This is a genomic window from Kitasatospora sp. NPDC098652 (assembly GCF_044760155.1).
Lineage (GTDB): Bacteria > Actinomycetota > Actinomycetes > Streptomycetales > Streptomycetaceae > Kitasatospora.
In genome coordinates this window covers 18115-35714 of the sequence record NZ_JBIWAQ010000035.1, presented here as the reverse complement: position 1 = coordinate 35714, position 17600 = coordinate 18115, and the positions used below count along the sequence as shown (strand labels likewise).

Here is a 17600-nt window from a genome sequence, read left to right as displayed (position 1 = left end):
ATTGACCGATGCGAGGCGGGGAAAGCGGATGAATTCCGACTCGGCTGCTCTGGGCCCGACGGCCAACGAGGCGAAGCTGCGTGACTATCTGAATCGGACGACCGCGGGTCTCCGTCAGGTCCGCCGACGCCTCGCGGAGGTCGAGGACCGCGAGCACGAGCCCATCGCGGTGGTGTCCATGGGCTGCCGCTTCCCCGGCGGGGTGGACTCGCCCGAGGCGCTCTGGGAACTGCTGCTGTCGGAGCGGGACGCCGTCGCGCGCGTCCCCGGCGACCGCGGGTGGGACATCGACGACATCTACGACCCCGACCCCGACGCCCCCGGCAAGAGCTACACCCGGGACGGCTCGTTCCTGGAGGGCGCCGACCGCTTCGACGCCGACTTCTTCGGGATCAGCCCCCGTGAGGCCCTCGCGATGGACCCGCAGCAGCGCCAGCTGCTGGAGGTCGCGTGGGAGACCTTCGAGCGGGCCGGAATCCCTCCCGCGGCACTGCGCGGGACCCGCACCGGGGTGTTCGTCGGCAGCATCGGGCAGACCTACAACCAGAGCCTCGCGCCGGCCGTCGACCAGGTCGAGGGCTACGTCCTGACCGGCACCCAGAGCAGCATCATGTCCGGGCGGATCGCCTACGCGTACGGGCTGGAGGGCCCGGCGCTCACGGTGGACACCGCGTGCTCCTCCTCTGCGGCGGCCCTGCACCTGGCGATCCAGGCGCTGCGCGGCGGCGAGTGCGACCGGGCCCTGGCCGGCGGGGTCACCATCATGGCCACCTCCGCCTGGTACACCGAGTTCAGCCGCCAGCGCGGCCTGGCTCCGGACGGGCGCTGCAAGCCGTTCGCGGCCGCCGCCGACGGCCTGGGCTGGGGCGAGGGCGTCGGCCTGCTGATGCTGCGACGGCTGTCGGACGCCCATCGGGACGGTGACCGCGTGCTGGCCGTGCTGCGCGGCTCGGCGGTCAACTCGGACGGCGCCAGCAACGGTCTGACCTCGCCCAACGGGCCGTCCCAGCAGCGGGTCATCGAGCTGGCGCTGGCCGATGCCCGGCTGACCACCGGGGACGTCGACGCCGTCGAGGCGCACGGCACCGGCACCACGCTCGGCGACCCGATCGAGGCGCAGGCACTGCTCGCCACCTACGGACAGAACCGGACCGACGGCGAGCCGCTCTGGCTCGGCTCGGTGAAGTCCAACATCGGCCACCCGCAGGGCGCCGCCGGGGTGGCGGGCGTCATCAAGATGGTGCTGGCGCTCCAGCACGGGCTGCTCCCGAGGACCTTGCACGTCGACGCCCCGACACCGCACGTCAACTGGGAGGCGGGCAACGTCCGGCTGCTGACCTCGGCCCGGCCGTGGCCGCAGACCGGGCGGCCGCGCCGCGCCGCCGTCTCCTCGTTCGGCGTCGGCGGAACCAACGCTCACATCGTCCTGGAGGCCGCACCGCCGCGCCCGGAGCCGGCCGCACCGGACCCGGCCGCCCCCGACGCCGCCCCCGACGCCGACGCCGCGCCCGCTGCTTCCGCCGAGGCCGCCGCCCCGCCCCTGGTGGCCGACGGCGCCCTCCCCTGGCTGGTGTCGGCCCGCAGCGAGCGCTCCCTGCGCGGCCAGGCCCAGCGGCTGCTGGACTTCGCGGCCGCCCGCCCCGAGCTGCCGTCCGCCGACGCCGCGCACGCGCTGGCCGTCGAGCGCGAGCACCACGAGCACCGCGCGGCGGTCGTCGCCGGCACCCGTGAGGAGCTGTTGGACGGCCTGCGGGCACTGGCCGACGGAAAGCCCGGCGCCCACGTCGTCCGCGGCCGGGGCACCACGGCCCGAACGGTGTTCGTGTTCCCCGGGCAGGGCTCCCAGTGGGAGCACATGGCGGTCGACCTGCTGGAGGACTCCGCGGTCTTCCGCGAGCACCTGCACGCCTGCGCCGACGCCCTCGCCCCCTACACCGACTGGTCGCTCCTCGACGTGCTGCACGGCGCGCCGGACGCACCGACGCTGGACCGGGTCGACGTGGTGCAGCCGGCGCTGTTCGCCGTGATGGTCTCGCTGGCCCGCGTGTGGCAGGCCGCCGGGGTCCGTCCGGACGCGGTGGTGGGCCACTCCCAGGGCGAGATCGCGGCCGCCCACATCGCCGGGGCGCTGTCGCTGGACGCCGCCGCGCGGATCGTGGCGCTGCGCAGCCGCGCCCTGCTCGACCTGGCCGGCACCGGCGGCATGGCCTCCGTGCCGCTGCCGGCGGCGGAGACCGCGCGGCTGCTGGACCGCCCGGACCGGCGGAGCCTGAGCGTCGCCGCGGTCAACGCACCGGGCTCCACGGTGGTGGCGGGCGCGCCGGAGGAACTGCGGGAACTGGTCGACGCGTGCCGGGCCGACCGGGTCCCGGCCCGGCTGATCCCGGTCGACTACGCCTCGCACACCCCGTTCGTGGAGGCCGTCAGGGAGCGGATCGGGGAGGCGCTGGCCGGGATCGTGCCGCAGCCGACCGGCGTCCCCTTCTACTCCACCGTCACGGCGGCTCCGCTCGGCCTGGAGGAGGCCCTCGACCCGGCGTACTGGTACCGCAACCTGCGGCAGCCGGTGCGCTTCGAGGAGACCACCCGGGCCCTGCTGGCCGACGGGCACACGCTGTTCATCGAGGTGAGCGCCCACCCGGTGCTCACCGCCTCGATCCAGGACACGATCGAGGACGCCGGTGCCGAGGCGGTCGCGCACGGCACGCTCCGGCGCGACCACGGCGACCGGGCCCGGCTGCTGGAGTCCTTCGCCGAGGCGCACGTCAACGGCGCCCGCCCGGACTGGACGCGGATCGCGCCCGGCCGCCCGGCGACGCCCGTCGACCTGCCGACCTACGCCTTCGCCGGGGAGCGCTACTGGCCGGAGGCGGCCGGGGCGGCCGGCGACGTCCGGTCGGCCGGGCTGGGCTCGGCCGACCACCCGCTGCTGGCCGCCGAGACCGTGCTGGCCGACGGCACCGGCCACCTGTTCTCCGGCCGGCTGTCGCTGCGCACCCATCCCTGGCTGGCCGACCACGCGGTCCACGGCTCGGTGATCGTGCCGGCCACCGGGTTCGCCGAACTCGCCCTGCACGCGGCGTTCCGGGTCGGCTGCGGCGAACTGGCCGAACTGACCCTGCACGCCCCGCTGGTGCTGCCCGGGCGGGACGCGGTCCGGATCCAGGTGATGGTCGGCGCGCCGGGACCGGACGGCGAGCGCGCCGTCGGCATCCACTCGCAGCCGGAGGACGACGGCCCGGACTCCGAGGACGTCCCGTGGACCCGCCACGCGACCGGGGTGCTGGCCCCGTCCGCGCCGCCGGCGGAGCAGCCCGTCGAGGAGTGGCCGCCGGCGGGGGCGACCCGGCTGGAGACGGCGGAGGTGTATCCGCGGCTCGGCGCCCTCGGCCTGGAGTACGGCCCGGTCTTCCAGGGGCTGCGGGCCGCCTGGCGGCTGGGTGACGACCTGTTCGCGGAGGTCGAGCTGCCCGCGGGCGCCGACGTCCGCGGGTTCGCCCTGCATCCGGCGCTGTTCGACGCCGCACTGCACGTGACGGCGCTGAGCGGCGCCGAGCACGACGGCCGGACCAGGTTGCCGTTCGCCTGGCGCGGGGTGGCCGTGCACGCCGTCGGGGCGACGGCGGTGCGGGTGCGGCTCACGCTGTCCGGGCCGGAGACCGTCGGGCTGTCGATCACGGACCGGAGCGGCGCACCGGTGGCCTCGGTGGAGGCACTGACGGTACGGCCGCTCGCCGACGGGCGGAGCGCCGCGCCGGCCGTCCGCCGGGACGCGCTGTACCGACTGTCCTGGCAGCCCGTGACGGCCCCCGCCGAGCGCGACGACCCGGCCGGCTGGGCGGTGCTCGGCGCGTTCCCGCACCCCGTCGAGTGGCTCGACGGGCGGCCCCGGGAGGCCGACGACCTCGCGGCACTGCTGCGGGAGGCCGACGCGGGCGTGCCGCTCCCGGCGACGGTGGTCGCGTTCGCCACGGCGCGGGGCCCGGCCGGAGCCGGGGGCGCGGCGGGTCCGGACACCGGTGCCGGGGAGCCGGTCGACGGCGCCCATGCCACCACCCACCGGATCCACGGCCTGGTCCAGCAGTGGCTGGCCGACGAGCGGCTGGAGGACAGCCGGCTGGTCGTGGTCACCGAGCACGCGGTCGCCGTCCGGGCCGGGGAGCACGTCACCGGCCTGGCCGACGCCCCCGCCTGGGGCTTCGTACGGGTCGCCCAGCTGGAGCGGCCGGATCGGTTCGCCCTGGTGGACCTCGACGGCCGGGAGTCCTCCGTGCGCCGGCTGCCCGAGGCCCTCGCCACGCAGGAGCCGCAGCTCGCCCTGCGCGACGGCTCCGCCTTCGCGGCCCGGCTGGTCCACGCCGACACCGAGGCCCTGCTGACCCCGCCCGCGGGCGCCGCCTGGCGGCTGTCGACCACCGCGGCGGGCACCGTCGACAACCTCGTCCTGGAGCCCTCCCCCGCCCTCGAACGGCCGCTGGAGGCCGGGGAGGTGCGGGTCGCCGTCCGGGCCGCCGGGGTGAACTTCCGCGACGTGCTGATCGCGCTCGGCCTCTACCCGGGCGAGGCGGCCATCGGCAGCGAGGCCGCCGGCGTGGTGCTGGAGACCGGCCCGGGCGTCACCGGCCTCGCGCCCGGCGACGCCGTCATGGGGCTGTTCCCGGAGGGCGCGGTCGGCCCCGTGGCGGTGGCCGACCGGCGCGCGCTGACCCGGGTGCCGTCCGGCTGGACGTTCGTCCAGGCCGCCGCGGCACCGGTCGCGTTCCTGACCGCCTACTACGCGCTGCACGACCTGGCGGGGCTGCGGCCCGGGCAGCGGCTGCTCGTGCACGCCGCCACCGGCGGGGTCGGCACGGCCGCCGTGCAGCTGGCCCGGCACTGGGGCGCGGAGGTCTTCGCGACCGCCGGCCGCCCCAAGTGGGACGCGCTCCGCTCGGCGGGCTTCGACGACGCGCACATCGCCGACTCCCGGACGCTCGCCTTCGAGGAGGAGTTCCTGGCCGCGACCGGCGGCGAGGGCTTCGACGTCGTCCTGGACTCACTGGCCGGCGACTTCGTGGACGCCTCGCTCCGCCTGCTGCCCCGCGGCGGGTCCTTCCTGGAGATGGGCAAGACCGACGTCCGCGACGCCGACGAGGTGGCGACCCGGCACCCGGGCGTCGACTACCGGGCGTTCGAGACGGTCGAGGCGGGCCCGGACCACGTCCGGGGGATGCTCGCGGAGCTGGGCCGGCTGTTCGAGGAGGGAGTCCTGCACCCCCTCCCGGTCAGCGCCTTCGACGTCCGCGAGGCGCCCCAGGCGTTCCGGCTGATGAGCCAGGCCAAGCACACCGGCAAGCTCGTCCTCACCGTCCCCCGGCCGCTCGCCGCCGACGGCACCGTGCTGGTGACCGGCGGCACCGGCACGCTCGGCGCGGCGGTCGCCCGGCACCTGGTCGCCGAGCACGGCGTCCGGCACCTGCTGCTGGTGGGCCGGCGCGGCCCCGACGCGGCCGGAGCCGGCGAACTCCGGGCCGAGTTGGCCGCGGCGGGCGCCGAGGTGACCGTGCTGGCCTGCGACACGGCCGACCGGGAGGAGCTGCGACGGGTGCTCGGCACGATCCCGCCCGAGCACCCGCTCACCGCCGTCGTGCACTCCGCGGGCGTCACCGACGACGCCGCCGTCACCGTCCTGGAGCCCGGTCAGCTCGGCCCGGTGCTGCGCCCCAAGGTCGACGCCGCCTGGCACCTGCACGAGCTCACCCGCGACCTCGACCTCACCGCGTTCGTGCTGTTCTCCTCGCTCGCCGGCACCCTCGGCAACCCGGGGCAGGCCAACTACGCGGCGGGCAACACCTTCCTCGACGCGCTGGCGGCGCACCGGCACGCGCTGGGCCTGCCCGCGGTCTCGCTCGCCTGGGGCCTGTGGGAGAGCGCCAGCGGCATCACCGCCGACCTCTTCGAGGAGAAGCAGCACGCCGTCGCGCACAGCCTGCTCACCACCATGTCCGACGCCGAGGCGCTCGCGTTGTTCGACGCCGGGCTCGCCGGGGGCCGCGCCGACCTGGTCCCCGCCGGGATCAACCTGGCCGCGGTCCGGGCGGCGGCCGAGACCCGGGCGGCGCCCGCGGTACTGCGCGGCTTCCTGCGCCCCGCCCGCCGCCGGGCCGGCGGCCGGAGCGCCGTCCAGGGCTCGCTGGCGCGGGAACTCGCCGGCCGCTCCGCGGCCGAGCAGCGCGGCCTGCTGCTGGACCTGGTGCGCGGCAACGTCGGCGCCGTGCTCGGCCACCCCGCGCCGGAGACGATCGACCCCCGGCGCCCGTTCCAGGAGATCGGGTTCGACTCGCTGACCGCCGTCGAACTGCGCAACCGCCTGAACACCGAGACCGGCCTGCGGCTGCCCGCCACCCTGGTCTTCGACCACCCGAGCGCGGCCGCGCTCGCCGAGTACCTGCGCGAGCGGCTGGGCGGCCGGACCGAGAGCGCCGCCGTCAGCGCCAGGGCCGCGTCCGGCGGCACCGACGACCCGGTCGTGATCGTCGCGATGGCCTGCCGTTTCCCGGGCGGCGTCCGGTCCCCGGACGACCTGTGGGACGTGGTCGACACCGGCCGGGAGACGGTGGCGGGCTTCCCCGAGGACCGCGGCTGGGACCTGGACACCCTCTTCGACCCCGACCCCGACCACCCCGGCACCTCGTACGTCGACCGGGGCGGCTTCCTGGAGGAGGCCGGGCACTTCGACGCCGAGTTCTTCGGCATGAGCCCGCGCGAGGCGCTGGGAACCGACCCGCAGCAGCGCGTCCTGCTGGAGACCGCCTGGGAGGCCCTGGAGCGGGCCGGCATTCCCGCCGGGACGCTGCGGCGCAGCCGTACCGGCGTCTTCGTCGGCATGACGTCCTACGGATACCCGGCCGGCGCGTCGCGGGAGGCCGAGGCGGTCGAGGGCTACCTGCTGACCGGTGCGGCCAGCAGCGTCGCGTCCGGCCGGATCGCCTACGCCCTCGGCCTGGAGGGCCCGGCGATGACCGTCGACACGGCCTGCTCGTCGTCGCTGGTGGCGCTGCACCTGGCAGCGCAGTCGCTGCGCAACGGCGAGTGCGACCTCGCGCTGGCCGGCGGCGTCACCGTGATGCCCTCACCGAGCGTCTTCGTCGGCTTCAGCCGCCAGCGCGGCCTGGCGCCGGACGGGCACTGCAAGCCGTTCGGGGCGGGCGCCGACGGCACCGTCTTCTCCGAGGGCGTCGGTCTGCTGCTGGTCGAGCGGCTGTCGGACGCCCGGCGCAACGGGCACCAGGTGCTCGCGGTGGTGCGCGGCTCGGCCGTGAACTCCGACGGCACCAGCAACGGCCTGACCGCCCCCAACGGGCCTTCCCAGCAGCGGGTGATCGAGCAGGCCCTCGCCAATGCGGGCATCACCCCGGCGGACGTGGACGCGGTCGAGGCGCACGGCACCGGGACGACGCTCGGCGACCCGATCGAGGCCCAGGCCCTGCTGGCCACCTACGGGCAGGACCGGCCCGACGGACAGCCGCTCCGGATCGGCTCGGTCAAGTCCAACATCGGCCACACCCAGCAGGCCGCCGGCGTGGCGAGCGTGATCAAGACGGTCCAGGCGATGCGGCACGGCCGGCTGCCGGCGATCCTGCACGTCGACGAGCCCACGCCGCACGTCGACTGGGAGTCCGGCGCCGTCTCGGTGCTCACCAGGGCGGTGCCGTGGCCGGAGACCGGGCGGGCCCGGCGGGCGGGCGTGTCCGCGTTCGGCATCAGCGGCACCAACGCCCACGTCATCCTGGAGCAGCCGGCCGCCGCCGACCGCGCCATCGCGCCGGCACCCGCCGCCGCCGACCCGGCCGTCCTGGTACCGGACCCGGGCGCCGCGCTGCCCTGGCCGGTGTCGGGCAGGACGCCGGCGGCGCTGCGCGCCCAGGCCGCCCGGCTCGCCGGGTACGCGGCGGGCGACGGCGCGGCCTCACCGGCCGACACGGCCTGGGCGCTGGCCACCGGCCGGGAGGCGTTCGAGCACCGCGCCGTCGTCCTCGGCCGCGACCGCGACGAGCTGGCGGCAGCGCTGGCCGCGCTCGCCGCCGACCGGCCGCACCCGGCACTGGTCCACGGCCCGGCCGCCGCCTCCGGGCCGGGCCGAACCGTCCTGGTCTTCCCCGGCCAGGGCTCGCAGTGGGACGGCATGGCGCTCGACCTGCTGGAACGCTCTCCGGTGTTCGCCGCGCACCTGGCCGCCTGCGCCGACGCGATCGACCGCCACACCGACTGGTCGCTGCTCGACACCCTGCGCGGCGGACCGGGCGCGGCCGACCTGTCGCGGGTCGACGTGGTCCAGCCCGCCCTGTTCGCCGTGATGACCTCGCTGGCCGAGCTCTGGAAGTCCGCCGGTGTCCTCCCGGACGCGGTCGTCGGCCACTCCCAGGGGGAGATCGCCGCCGCCTACGTGGCGGGGGCGCTGTCGCTGGACGACGCGGCCCGCGTGGTCGCGCTCCGCAGCAAGGTCCTGACCCGGCTCGCCGGGACGGGCACCATGGCCTCGGTGCCGCTGCCCGCCGAGGAGGTGGCCGCCCGCCTGGCCGAGGCCGACGACGTCCACCTGGCCGCGGTCAACGGGCCGGACAGCACGGTCGTCGCGGGCGGCGCGGACGCCGTCCGGGCGTTCGTCGAGCGGTACCGGGCCGAGGGCGTCCGGGCCCGGCTGATCCCCGTGGACTATGCCTCGCACACCCCGCACATCGACGCGCTGCGCGACGAGCTGCTGGAGGTGCTGGCCCCCGTCAGCCCGCGGACCGGCACCGTGCCGTTCTACTCCACCCTCACCGGCACGATCATCGACACCGCCGAACTGGACGCCGACTACTGGTACCGCAACCTGCGGCACACCGTCCGGTTCGCCGAGGCCACCGAGGCGCTGCTGGGCAGCGGCCACCGGCTGTTCGTCGAGTCCGCGCCGCACCCGGTGCTGACCGTCGGCGTGCAGCAGACCATCGAACGCGCCGAGGTCCCGGCGCACGCCCTCGGCACCCTGCGGCGCGACGAGGACGGCGGCCGCGAGCTGCTGGCCGCCCTCGCCCGGGCGTACACCCACGGCGCCCCGGTCGACTGGACGACGGTGCTCGCCCCCGCCACCGCACGGCCCGCCCTGCCGACGTACGCGTTCCAGCGCACCCCGTACTGGCTCAGGCCCTCGACGGTGGCCGGCGACGTCTCGGCCGCCGGACTGGCCGACACCGGGCACCCGCTGGTCTCGGCCGGGCTGTCGGTCGCCGCCGACGGCCGGCGGATCCTCAGCGGGCGGGTCTCCCTGCGCAGCCACCCGTGGCTGTCCGACCACCGGGTGGAGGACGCCGCCCTGGTGCCCGGCACCGCCTTCGTCGAACTGGCGCTGCACGCGGCGCGCGAGACCGGCTGCGCGGCGGTGGACGAGATCACCCTGCTCGCGCCGCTGGTGCTTCCCGAGCAGGGCGCCGTCCACCTGCAGGTCGTCGTCCTGGCCGAGGAGGACGGTGCACGCCCCGTCACGGTGCACTCGCGCCCCGAGTCCGACGACCCCGACGCGGAGTGGACGCTCCACGCCACCGGGTCGCTGGCCGTGGCCGCGGGCCCGGCGGCGGAGCCGCTGACCGTGTGGCCGCCGGACGGGGCCGAACGGCTCGACGCCGGCGCCGCGTACGACCGCTTCACCGCCAAGGGCCAGGTCTACGGACCGGTGTTCCAGGGGTTGCGGGCGGTCTGGCGGCGGGAGGGCGACCTCTACGCCGAGGTCGCCCTCCCCGAGGATGTCGACCCGGAGGGGTTCGGCGTCCACCCCGCACTGCTCGACGCCGCCCTGCACGCCCTGATGGCGGCGCCGCCCGCACCGGCCGACGCGGCCGACGGGTCGGCGGTGCTGCTGCCGTTCTCGTGGACCGGTCTCTCGCTGGAGGCGGCCGCCGGGCGCACGCTGCGCGTCCGGGTGCGCTCCGGCGCCGACCGCTCCGTGGGTCTGGACCTGGCCGACGGCGCCGGCCGCCCGCTCGGGCGGATCGGGGCGCTGCGGCTGCGGCCGCTGACCCAGGGCCCGGGTGGGCTCGGGGCCGGCCGCGGCCGGGGGGCGCTGCTGGCCACCCGGTGGGTCGAGGCCGGCCCGGCCGGCGGGGCCGCGCCGTCGCTGGCCCTGGTCGGCGTGGCCGGCGTCACCGGCGACCGCTCCCCCCGGTACGCCGACCTGGACGCGCTGCGCGCGGCCGTCGCGGCCGGCGCCCCGGCACCGGACGCCGTGGTGGTGGACTGCGGCGCCGCGCGGGCGGGGTCGGGCGACCCGGCCGAACGGGCGCGCCGGGCGACCCGCCACGCGCTGGGACTGGTCCAGCAGTGGCTGACCGAGGAGGCGTTCGCCGGGGCGACGCTGGTCCTGCTCTCGCGCGGCGCGGTCGCCGTCACGGACCGGGACGGCACGCCCGTCACCGCGCACGAGGACGTGCCGGACCTCGCTGCGGCCGCCGTCTGGGGGCTGGTCCGCAGCGCGCAGTCGGAGAACCCGTTCAGGTTCCTGCTCGTCGACGTGGACGCGGACACCACCGAGGACGCGCTCGCCGCGGCCGTCGCCGCCGGGGAGCCGCAGGCCGCGGTGCGCGGAGGCAGGGTCCACCTGCCTCGGCTGGCCCGGCCGGCGGCCGCCGCGCCCGTGCCCTCGGCTGCGTCCGTGCCGGGGGCCGCGCCCCTGCCGGGGTCCGGGCCCGTGCCGGGGTCGGCGCCCTCGTCCTTCGGGCCGGGCGGCACGGTCCTGGTCACCGGCGGCACCGGCACCTTGGGCGGCCTCGTCGCCCGACACCTGGTGACCGCGCACGGCGTCGACCACCTGCTGCTGATCAGCCGCAGCGGCCCGCTGGCGGACGGCGCCGGCGAGCTGGCCGCCGAACTGGGCGGCCTCGGCGCCACCGTCACCGTCACCGCCTGCGACACGGCGGACCGCGAGGCACTCGCCGCGGTGCTCGCGGCGGTCCCCGGCGAGCACCCGCTGACCGCGGTGGTGCACGCCGCCGGGACGCTGGACGACGCCACCGTGGCCGGGCTCACCCCGGAGCGGCTCGACGGCGTGCTGCGCCCGAAGGCCGACGCCGCGTGGCACCTGCACGCCCTGACCGAGCACCTCGGGCTGTCGGCGTTCGTGCTGTTCTCCTCCGCCGCGGGCGTCCTCGGCGCCCCCGGCCAGGCCAACTACGCCGCCGCCAACAGCTTCCTCGATGCGCTCGCCACCCACCGGCAGGCCCGGGGGCTGCCCGCGGTGTCCCTGGCCTGGGGCCCGTGGGAGCAGACCAGCGCGCTCACCGCCCACACGGACGGCGCCCGGGGGACGGGCCCGGTCCGCCGCGGCCTCGCCCGGCTCACCACGCCGGACGCGCTGGACCGCTTCGACGCCGCCCTCGACGCGGGCCCCGCGGCCCTGGTCCTGGCCGAACTCGACCTGCGGGCACTGCGCGCCCAGGCGGCCGCCGACGCCCTGCCGCCGGTCCTGCGCGGACTGGTCCGGGTGCCGCAGCGCCGGGCGGACGACACCGGCCCCGCCCTCGCCGAACGGCTCACCGGCCGGGCACCGGCCGACCAGCTGGCCTTGGTGGCCGAGGTGGTGCACGGCCACACGGCCGCCGTTCTGGGCCACGGCTCACCCGCCGGCATCGCCATCGACCGCGCCTTCCAGGAGCTGGGCTTCGACTCGCTGACCGCGATCGAGCTGCGCAACCGGCTCAGCCGGGCGACCGGTCTCGCGCTGCCGGCCACCCTGGTCTTCGACTACCCGACGGTGGGGGCCCTGGCCGCGTACCTGAGGGAGCGTCTCGCCCCGCCGGAGCAGTCGCCCGCCGAGACGGTGCTCGCCTACCTCGACCAGCTGGAGGCGGCGTTGGCGGCGCTGCCCCAGGAGGACTCGGACGCCTCGATCGACCAGCGCCTGCGACTGCTGGCCTTCCGCCCGAGGGCCGTACCCGGCGGCCCGCAGGATGCGGGCGCGGGGAACGGGTCCGGGAACGGATCCGCAGGCGCACCCGCGGACGGGGCCACCGACGGTACGACCGACGGCGCCCCGGGCGGCGCCGGGATCGGGACGGCCTCGGCCGACGAGCTGATGGACCTGATCGACCGCGAGTTCCGCCAGGGGTGACCGTCGCCGGGGGGAGCGGCTCCGGCCGGTCCCCCCGGCTGCGGGCCCCGCGGCCGCGGGCCCCTGGCCCGGACCCGTCACCGGCCTCACGTGCCCGCAACGCCCTCACCTGCCCGGAACGCCGAGGACCCCCTTCGGCGAGGATCATGTCCTCGCCGAAGGGGGTCCGCTGCCGCCGGGCCCGGGGCCGCCGACGGGCGGCGCCGGTGGCGCCCGGACGCAGCCGCGTCCTCAGCCCGCCAGTTCGGTCAGGTCCTCGGCGGTCAGCTGCAGGCCGGCCGCGGCGACGTTCTCCTCCAGGTGCTCCAGGACACTGGTACCCGGGATCGCCAGCACCGCCGGCGAGTGGGCGAGCAGCCAGGCCAGCGCGACCTGATGGGTGGTCGCGCCGTGGCGGGCGGCGACGGCCTCCACCCGGGCCGGGTCGATCTTCTCGCCGCCCCCGCCGAGCGGGAAGAACGGCACGTAGGCGATGCCCGCCTGCTCGCAGATCGCCAGGAGGTCGGCGTCGGCCCGGCGGTGCACGTGGAACTGGTTCTGCACGGCGGCCACCGGGGCGATGGCCCGGGCCTCGGCGAGCTGGGCCGCGTCGACGTTGCTGACGCCCAGGTGCCGGATCAACCCCTCGGCGTGCAGCTCGGCCAGGGCCTCGAAGCGGTCGCCGATCGACTCGCCACCCGGCTCGCCCATGCCGCCGACCCGCAGGTAGACCAGGTCGAGGCGGTCCACGCCGAGCCGGCGCAGGTCCTCCTCGACCAGGCCGCGCAGCTGCTCGGGGGTGGCCTCGGCGGTGGGCACCACACCGCCCTCCAGCATCGGGCCGACCTTGGTGGCGATCACCAGGTCGTCGCGGTACGGGGAGAGCGCCTGACGGATCGTCTCGTGCGACTGGAGGTCCCCGAAGCCGTAGAAGCCCGCGGTGTCGATGTGGTTCACGCCGAGTTCGACGGCGCGGCGCAGGACGGCGACGGCCGACTCGGGGTCGCGCACCGAGCCGCCGAGGGCGATCCGCATCGCTCCGAAACCGAGCCGGTTGACCCGCAGGTCACCGCCGAGCAGGAATTCTCCGGCGGAGGAGGCCGTGGTGGTGGTCATGTGTGTGCATCCTCGGGTTGTCGGTTGGACAGGTCAGGTCTGAGCAGGTCGGGACCCCGACGCACGCGGCCCGGCAGTGCGGACACCGCCGGGCCGGATCGCCGCACCGGGCCGGTCACGCCTCCTGCGGCTGGGCCCCCTGCGACTGGGCGGCCTCGGCCGCCTGTCGCGGAACCGGCGCGGGCGCCACCACCGTCTTCGGCAGGAACAGGGTCGGCACGACCGCGAGCACCAGGAAGCCGACGCCCCACCAGAAGGTGGTGCTGTAGGCGTGTGCGAGACCGGTCGGGCCGACGGTGCCGTCGGGCGCCCGGTCCGTCTGGTCGGACAGCTGGATCTGGAGCACCACACTGATCACGGCGGTGCCGGCCGACAGGCCGAGTTGCTGGAAGATCCGCGAGGCGCCGGTCGCCCGGGCGATCTGCTGCGGCGGCAGCCCGACGTAGAGTGCGGTCGACATGGTCAGCACCACCATCGCCAGGCCCACGCCGGAGACCAGCATGGCCGTGATGATGAGGACCCGCGAGGTGCCCGCGTCGAACATCGGGTAGATGGCGGCGCCCGCGATCGCCAGGACGATGCCCACCACACCGACGAGCCGCGGGCCGAGCTTGTTGAACACCCGGCCGAGCAGGACGGAGGTGACCACCGAGCCCACCCCGAAGGCGACCAGCAGCACGCCGGTGCTCATCGGGCTCTCACCGTGGACCTGCTGCAGGAACAGCGGCTGGACGATGCCGGCGCCCATGGTGAGCCCGACCAGCAGCAGCAGGGTGCAGGACGTCGCGAAGCCCCGGTACTTGAACATCTGCATCGACACCAGCGCGTCGACGTTCGGCCGCGCGGCGTGCACGCCGAATCCGGCGAGCAGCGCTCCGCCGACCGCGAGCAGCGCGATCACCTGGCCGCTGCCGAAGCCGACCGCGCCCGCCCGGGAGAAGCCGTAGACGATGGCCACCAGGCCGGGGACGAGCAGCAGCACCCCGAGCACGTCCAGCTTGGCGGCGGTCTCCGCCTTCATGTTCGGCAGGTTGCGGCCCGCCACCAGGAAGGCGATCACGCCGATCGGGATGTTGATGAAGAACATCCACCGCCAGTCGATGCCGTCGACGATGACCCCGCCGAGGACCGGGCCGAGTGTCGGGCCGATCATGCCGGGGATCGCCATCAGGGCGACCAGTTTCGCCCGGTGCTCCATGCCGGCGAGCCGCATCAGCATCGCCTGGCCGACCGGGACCATCATCCCGCCGCCGAGGCCCTGCAGCACCCGGGCCGCCACCAGCATCCAGATCGAGGTGGACAGGCCGCACAGGACCGATCCGACCAGGAAGACGGCCAGCGAGACGATCCACATCGTCCGGGGCCCGAAGCGGTCCGCGGCCCAGCCGGCGAGCGGCATGCCGACCATCAGGGCGAGCAGGTAGGCGGTCACCACCCACTGCAGGGTCGCCACCGAGGCCGACAGGTCGTGGGCGAGCGTGTTGAGCGCCACGCTGACCATGGTCCCGTCGAGCTGCATCACCAGCAGGCCGATCAGGACGACCCCGGCGACTCTCAGCAGCTCCGGTGGTAACGGCTGGCTCTTGCCTGCGGGCTGGGCGTCACTCGAACTCTGCGCCATCAGACTCCCTCGCGAACGTCCGCATATCCGGGCCTTTCGATCACGGCATCAGGCTCCCACAAGCTTGCGTGACACGCAACCAGTTGCAGACTCTGCAGAAATCTGCCGATCACTGCGGCTCGGCGGCCGAGCCGGGGAGGGTTCAGCCCTCCTTTAGCGCACCGGGCTTCCATGGGCCACCAGCATCCCGAGAGGTGACCCTGTGCGTATCCTTTTCGCCCCGCTCCCCAGGGCTTCCCACCTGTACTTCGTCGCACCGCTGGCCTGGGCCTGCCGGGCGGCCGGGCACGAGGTGCGGATCGCCGCACCGCCCGACCTCACCGAGGCGGTGGTCCGGGCCGGACTGACCCCGGCCGAGATCGGTGCCGGACCGCACCCGGCGGCACCCGCGGCGCCCACCCCTCCCGGCGGCCGGCCCGCCACTCCCGGCCTCCTCGCCGAAGCATCCGACGACGAGCGGCGCAGGCTCCTCGACCTCAGGTTCGCCCCCCTGGTCGACACGGCCGTCCGCACCGCCCCCGACCTGGTGCGGTTCGCCGAGTACTGGCGCCCGCAGCTCGTCGTCGCCGATCCGATGGCCTTCGCCGCACCGCTGGTCGCGGCGGCGCGGGACATCCCGTTGCTGCGCCACCTCACCGGGCCCGACATCATGCACCGCACCCACAATCCGATGCACGGGCCGACGACCGGCGACGAGTACACCCCCAACTGGCCCACCGGGCTGGCCGAACTCTTCACGGAGTTCGGCGCGGCGGTCCGCGACGACTACGCGTCGGGCAGCATCGACCCCTGGCCGGGCAGCGTGCAGGTACCGGACGCACCCGCCCGCATCCCCGTGCGCTTCGTCCCGTACGACGGCGCGGCCGCCGCGCCCGACCGGGCCCCGGAGCCGAGCGGCCGCCCGCAGGTCTGCGTCAGCTGGGGCGAGCGGGGCGAGCCCGACGGCGGGGTCGGTGAGGCGCCCGTCCTCACCCGCGTCCTCGACGCGCTCGCCGCCCGGGACGTCGACGTCGTCCTCACCGGCAGCGGGATCGACCGGGTCCGGCACCGCCCGCTCCCGGACCGGATCCGCCTCGCCGACGGCCTTCCGCTGCACGCGCTCGTGCCCGACTGCGCCGCCGTGATCAGCGAGGGCGGCACCAACACCATCCTCACCGCCGCCTCGCTCGGCGCCCCGCAGGTCCTGCTCCCCCTGGTGGAACGGCCGCCGAACGCGGCGAACTTCTGCGAGAGCGGCGCGGGCATCACCCTGAGCGGCACCGAAGCCGGCACCGAGGCCATCGGCGCCGCGGTCGACTCGGTGCTCGCCGACGACGGAATCCGGGCCGCCGCCCGGAAGATGCGCGACGAGATCGCCGCCGCCCCGTCGCCCGCCGACCTGGTGCGCACGCTGGAGCAGCTGGCCTGACCGCACCGGCCGGCCCCGGCCCGGCGGGACGCCTCCCGGCACCGGGAGGCGCCCCGCCCGTCGTCGTCCGCCCGTCGTCGTCCGGCCGTCGTTCACGACCGCCGGGCGGACACCGTCATCTTCTTGACCCCGTAGAACTCCGAGTCGTGGAAGACCGCGTCGCCCGTGGCCCGCAGCTCGGTGAAGGCGTCCATGAGTCCGTTGAGGGCGATCTCGGTCTCCAGCCGGGCCAGCGGCGCACCGAGGCAGAAGTGGATGCCGTGGCCGAACCCGACGTGGCGGTTCGGGTCGCGGTCGATGTCGAACCGCTCCGGCTCCCGGAACTGCCGCTCGTCGTGGTTGGCCGACAGGATCGACGGCATGACGATCCCGTTGGCCGGGATGACGCCGCCGGCCAACTCCAGCTCCTCGGTGGCGATCCGCAGCGCCCGGGGGAACGGCGGGCGCCACCGGACGACCTCCTCCAGCGCCGCGGGCACCAGGGAGCGGTCGGCCCGGATCCGGGCCTCGGCCTCCGGGGTGTCCCCCAGGCAGAGCAGGGTGTTGCCGAGCAGCAGCGTGGTGGTGATGTGGCCGGTGTTGAGCAGCAGGGCCGCGAAGGTGGCCACCTGGAGGTCGGTCAGCCGCTGCCCGTCGAGCTCCGCCGCGGCCAGCGCGCCGAGCACGTCCCCGGTCGACCGGTCCGAGCGCCGGCGCCGGACCTCGGCCACCAGGTACTCGTCGAGCTCCTTGGTGGTGTCCGCGATGGCCTGGGCCGCGGCCTGGTCGGACTCCGAGTCGTCGGCCCGGATGCCGAGCAGCCGGTCGGCGCACTGCCGGAAGAACGCCCGGTCGGCCGGCGAGATGCCGAGGAGTTCGGCGATCACGATGACCGGCAGCGGGTAGGCCAGGTACTCGACGAAGTCGAAGGTGTCGTCCGGGGCGGCGGCCAGCAGCTCCTGGACGATCTCACCGATGCGTGGCCGCAGGGCGGCGACGGTCTTCGGGGTGAACGCCTGGCTGACCAGCTGCCGCAGCTTCCGGTGGTCCGGCGGATCCTGCCAGGGCAGGTTCGCGCTGAGCTTCTCCTCGCCGAAGACCGGCATGAGCCGGCCGATGTTCGACGAGAAGCGCGCCGGGTCGGAGAACACCTCCTGGACGTCGTCGTACCGGAAGACGAAATAGTGGCCGCGCTCGTCCTGCCAGAGCGGCTGCTCGTCGCGCATCCGCCGCATCCATTCCAGGAGCTCGGCGCCGCCGTCGGTGAACAGCGGCATCCGGACGGTTTCGCCCGTGCTCATCACACCTCCCGTATCGGGCCGCGGGATTCCGGCGAATCCCGTTTCGCGGCCCGCGACAGCGGCCCAATTTATCAA

At 75.9% G+C, this 17600-nt stretch carries 5 protein-coding genes; 2 read left to right on the top strand and 3 right to left on the bottom strand.

Going from position 1 to position 17600, the window contains the following annotated elements; all coding sequences use genetic code 11:
* The first annotated feature begins 28 nt into the window (after positions 1 to 28).
* Positions 29 to 12121 (top strand): SDR family NAD(P)-dependent oxidoreductase, encoded by a 12093-nt coding sequence (locus tag ACIQWA_RS38450; protein WP_402491140.1) that lies wholly within the window; start codon positions 29 to 31, stop codon positions 12119 to 12121.
* A gap of 231 nt (positions 12122 to 12352) precedes the next feature.
* Here the strand turns inward: ACIQWA_RS38450 and ACIQWA_RS38445 are convergent, their stop codons facing one another.
* Entirely contained in the window at positions 12353 to 13216 is an 864-nt protein-coding gene (locus ACIQWA_RS38445) for an aldo/keto reductase (RefSeq protein ID WP_402491137.1), read from the bottom strand.
* Positions 13217 to 13331: 115 nt separating this feature from the next.
* Entirely contained in the window at positions 13332 to 14837 is a 1506-nt protein-coding gene (locus ACIQWA_RS38440; protein WP_402491134.1) for an MDR family MFS transporter, read from the bottom strand.
* Positions 14838 to 15039: 202 nt separating this feature from the next.
* On the opposite strand from ACIQWA_RS38440, the gene ACIQWA_RS38435 reads away from it, so the two are divergent.
* Positions 15040 to 16245, top strand: coding sequence for a nucleotide disphospho-sugar-binding domain-containing protein (locus ACIQWA_RS38435; RefSeq protein WP_402491132.1), 1206 nt, complete (start codon positions 15040 to 15042; stop codon positions 16243 to 16245).
* A gap of 92 nt (positions 16246 to 16337) precedes the next feature.
* Here the strand turns inward: ACIQWA_RS38435 and ACIQWA_RS38430 are convergent, their stop codons facing one another.
* A complete protein-coding gene (locus tag ACIQWA_RS38430; protein WP_402491129.1) occupies positions 16338 to 17525 on the bottom strand; it encodes a cytochrome P450 in 1188 nt (395 codons plus the stop codon).
* Positions 17526 to 17600 lie beyond the last annotated feature (75 nt).